The 3,694-nt window shown below is 72.7% G+C and carries 3 protein-coding genes and 1 pseudogene; all 4 read left to right on the forward strand.

The window, feature by feature from the left end; genetic code table 11:
• A pseudogene (locus GT030_RS10950) lies at positions 1–338 on the forward strand (histidine kinase); the annotation flags it as partial.
• Entirely contained in the window at positions 335–769 is a 435-nt protein-coding gene (locus GT030_RS10955) for a roadblock/LC7 domain-containing protein (protein ID WP_161200932.1), read from the forward strand. The pseudogene GT030_RS10950 and the gene GT030_RS10955, both read left to right, overlap by 4 nt.
• A gap of 9 nt (positions 770–778) precedes the next feature.
• The gene (locus tag GT030_RS10960; protein WP_031180251.1) at positions 779–1,177 is read left to right on the forward strand and encodes a DUF742 domain-containing protein; all 399 of its coding nucleotides are present in this window, start codon (positions 779–781) and stop codon (positions 1,175–1,177) included.
• A 24-nt stretch (positions 1,178–1,201) separates the two neighbouring features.
• Positions 1,202–3,694: hydantoinase/oxoprolinase family protein (locus GT030_RS10965; RefSeq protein WP_161200933.1), on the forward strand; the 2,493-nt coding region annotated here is incomplete at its 3' end.

A 3,694-nucleotide genomic window follows, 5' to 3' on the forward strand; every position in this document is an offset into this window, starting at 1 on the left:
CGGAGCTGCCGCGGCGGACCCGGACCGGACCGGACACCCCCGACCCGATCAGCGCGGCGGCCGCCCACGGAGCCGCCGCCCCCGCCGGCCCGGTGCCCGACGGCACCGCCCCGCTGCCCAAGCGCGTACGCCAGGCCAACCTGGCGCCGCAGCTCAGGCGCGAGCCCGACCGGCGCCCCGAGAACACCTTCGAGCCCGCCGTACGCGACGCCGACGAGGTCCGCTCGCGGATGGCGTCGCTCCAGCGCGGCTGGGAGCGCGGCCGCGAGGAGAACGCTGAGGGCGACCGGGCCCACAGCGGCACAGCACCAGGAACGACTGAGGGAGACGGTCGATGACCGCACCGAACGCGACCGGCCACACGGACAGCAAGAAGAAGGAGCTGAACTGGCTCCTCGACGACCTGGTCGACCGGGTCGCCAGCATCCGCAAGGCCGTCGTCCTGTCCGGCGACGGCCTGGCCATGGGCGTGTCCACCGATCTGACCAGGGAGGACAGCGAGCACCTGGCCGCCGTGGCGTCCGGCTTCCACAGCCTCGCCAAGGGCGTGGGCCGCCACTTCGAGGCGGGCAACGTCCGGCAGACCGTGGTCGAGCTGGACGACGCCTTCCTCTTCGTCACCGCGGCCGGCGACGGAAGCTGCCTCGCCGTGTTCTCCGACGCCGACTCCGACGTCGGCCAGGTCGCCTACGAGATGACGCTGCTGGTCAAGCGGGTCGGCGTGCATCTGGGCAGTGCCCCGCGCAGCGAGCCGCCCGCGGGCGGGTAGTCGGACGACATGAGCGGAGAGGGTCAGAGAAGCGGCGGCCACTGGTTCGACGACGAGGCGGGTCCCGTCGTCCGCCCGTACGCCATGACACGTGGCCGCACCAGCAGCCCCGGCCAGCACGTCCTCGACCTGATCGCGGTCGTCGTCACCGAACCGGACGCCGGCGACCCCGAGGACGACCCGACGCTGGCGCCGGAGCATGTGGAGATCGTCGGCCTCTGCCGGGACGAACCGCAGTCGGTCGCCGAACTCGCCGCCGGACTCGACCTGCCCGTAGGAGTCGTACGCGTCCTGATCGGGGACCTCGTGCACGCCGAACTCGTCCATGTGACCCGTCCGGTGCCCCCGGCCGAGCTGCCGGACGAGAGTATTCTGCGCGACGTGATCGACGGCCTCCGGGCGCTGTGACCAGCGCGGAAGCGGGGTAGTGACGTGACAGGCTGGGAATTCTGGGTCGACCGGGGCGGCACCTTCACCGACATCGTCGCGCGCCGCCCCGACGGCGGTCTGCTCACCCGCAAGCTGCTCTCCGACAACCCCGCCCGGTACGCCGACGCGGCCGTGGCGGGCGTCCGGGAACTGCTCGACGGCTCCACGGAGCGCGTCGAGGCGGTCCGGATGGGCACCACCGTCGCCACCAACGCGCTGCTGGAGCGCAAGGGCGAGCGCACCCTGCTGGTGATCACCCGAGGCTTCCGCGACGCCCTGCGCATCGCCTACCAGAACCGGCCGCACCTCTTCGCCCGCCACATCGAACTGCCCGAGCAGCTCTACGAGCGCGTGGTCGAGGTGGACGAGCGGATCGCCGCCGACGGCACCGAACTGCGCGCCCCCGACCTGGCCGCCCTGGAGGGCGAGCTGCGGCGCGCGTACGAGGACGGCATCCGCGCGGTCGCCGTCGTCTCTCTGCACAGCCATCTCCACCCCCGCCACGAGCGGGCCGTGGGTGAGCTCGCCGAGCGGGTCGGCTTCCCGCAGGTCTCGCTGTCCAGCGAGGTCAGCCCGCTGATGAAGCTTGTCCCGCGCGGGGACACCACCGTGGTCGACGCCTACCTCTCGCCCGTGCTCCACCGCTACATCCGGCATGTCGCCGACGAACTGCGCGACGTGAGGCTGATGTTCATGCAGTCCAACGGCGGGCTCACCGAGGCCGGGCAGTTCCGCGGCAAGGACGCCGTGCTGTCCGGGCCGGCCGGGGGCATCGTCGGCATGGCCCGCATGTCGGAACTGGCCGGGCACGGCCGCGTCATCGGCTTCGACATGGGTGGCACCTCCACCGACGTCTCGCACTTCGCCGGGGAGTACGAGCGCGTCTTCACCACCCGGATCGCGGGCGTCCGGCTGCGCGCCCCCATGCTGGACATCCACACCGTCGCGGCGGGCGGCGGCTCCGTGCTCCACTTCGACGGCTCCCGCTACCGGGTCGGCCCCGACTCGGCGGGAGCCGACCCCGGCCCGGCCTGCTACCGCGCGGGCGGCCCGCTCACCGTCACCGACGCCAACGTCATGCTCGGCCGCATCCAGCCCGCGCGCTTCCCGGCCGTGTTCGGCCCCGAAGGCGACCAGCCGCTGGACGCCGGCGCCGTACGCGACGGCTTCGCCGCCCTCGCCCGCGAGATCCGCGAGGCCACCGGCGACGACCGCACCCCGGAGCAGGTGGCCGAGGGGTACCTGCGCATCGCGGTCGCCAACATCGCGTCCGCGATCAAGCGGATCTCCGTCCAGCAGGGCCACGACGTCACCCGCTACGCCCTCACCACCTTCGGCGGTGCCGGCGGCCAGCACGCCTGCAAGGTCGCCGACGCGCTCGGCATCCGTACCGTACTGGTGCCGCCCATGGCCGGTGTCCTCTCCGCGCTCGGCATCGGCCTCGCCGACATCACGGCGATGCGCGAGCAGTCCGTCGAGGCACCCCTGACGGAGGCGGCGATGCCCGGCGTCCGTGACACCGCCGACGCACTGGAGGCCGCCGCCCGCGCCGAACTCCGCGCCGAGGACGTGCCGGAGGACCGCGTCCGCACCGCGCGCCGCGTCCAGCTCCGCTACGACGGCACCGACACCACACTCACCGTCGACCTCACCGACCCCGACACCATGCGGCGCGCCTTCGAAGAACGCCACCGCGCCACCTACACCTTCACCCTGGACCGCGACATCGTCGTCGAAGCCCTCTCCGTGGAAGCCACCGGCCTCACCCCGCCCCCCGATCTCTCCGCCCTCGCTCCCTACGAAGGCACCCCCGCCGCACCCGACACCGCCCGCGTGCACACCGGCGGCGCCTGGCGCGACGTACCCCTGCACCGCCGGGAGGCCCTGCCGCCCGGTGATACCGTCACCGGCCCCGCGATCATCACCGAGGCCGGGACCACGACCGTCGTCGACGAGGGCTGGCAGGCCACCGCGAACGACCACGGACATCTGGTGATGGAACGGACGTCCGTCACGGAGAGTTCCCGGCCCGACACGGAGGTGGATCCGGTCCTGCTGGAGGTCTTCAACAACCTCTTCATGTCCATCGCCGAGCAGATGGGCGCCCAACTGGAGTCCACCGCCCAGTCGGTCAACATCAAGGAGCGCCTGGACTTCTCCTGCGCCCTCTTCGACCCGGACGGCAACCTGGTGGCCAACGCCCCGCACATCCCCGTCCACCTGGGCTCCATGGGCACCAGCGTCAAAGAGGTGGTCCGGCGTCGGGGTGCGCGGATGCGGCCCGGCGACTCTTACGCCGTCAACGACCCGTACCACGGCGGCACCCACCTGCCCGACATCACCGTGATCACGCCGGTCTTCGGCGGCGGGCCCGGCGACCCCGGGATCCTCTTCCACGTCGCCTCGCGCGGACACCACGCCGAGATCGGCGGCATCGCCCCCGGTTCCATGCCGGCCGGCAGCCGCACCATCGAGGAGGAGGGCGTCCTCTTCGAC

Source organism: Streptomyces sp. SID1328 (assembly GCF_009865595.1).
GTDB lineage: Bacteria > Actinomycetota > Actinomycetes > Streptomycetales > Streptomycetaceae > Streptomyces > Streptomyces griseoluteus.